General features: G+C 56.2%; 1 protein-coding gene. It reads right to left on the bottom strand.

Going from position 1 to position 592, the window contains the following annotated elements; genetic code table 11:
* A partial coding sequence (locus NG653_RS14645; RefSeq protein ID WP_305882153.1) for a Calx-beta domain-containing protein occupies window positions 1-592 on the bottom strand: 592 nt, incomplete at both ends.

The raw sequence follows: 592 nt of genomic DNA on the forward strand, positions 1-592 counted from the left end.
GTTTCCGTCCCTTCCACTATGGCATCATCTAAAGTCGCCACCGTGAACTGCTGTGTCTCCCCCGCTGTTCCTGCAAAATTCAGCACCTGCGGGGCGTTGTTGTAGTCCTCCGGGCTCGTGAGGACCGGGAGCCCACCCGTAGCGGTACCATCTGTATAGCCCGAGGTCACCGTAAACCCATTGGCAACCGCATTGTTCAGGGTCACAGTAAATTGGAGGCCAGTGCCTTCAGTTGCCGTTACATCCCCAATAGTAATGGCCGCGCTGTCGTTGTCGTTGATCGTGCCCGTGGCCGTATCGCTATCCACAATCGCGCTATTGCTGGCGCTTAGCGTAATTGTGAATGTTTCCGGGCCTTCCAGAATAGCATCATTCAAGGTGGCTACCGTAAACTGTTGTGTCTCCCCCGCTGTTCCTGCAAAATTCAGCACCTGCGGGGCATTATTGTAGTCTTCAGGGCTTACCAGGGGTAACCCGCCACCCGTGGCCGTGCCACCCGTGTAGCCCGTGGTCACCGAAAATCCCCCCGATACCGCATTGTTCAACGTTACCGTAAACAACATGCCTGCGCCTTCCGTCACCGTCACATCGG

It is taken from the genome of Robiginitalea marina (genome assembly GCF_024006985.1).
In the GTDB taxonomy this organism is placed as follows: Bacteria; Bacteroidota; Bacteroidia; order Flavobacteriales; family Flavobacteriaceae; genus Robiginitalea; species Robiginitalea marina.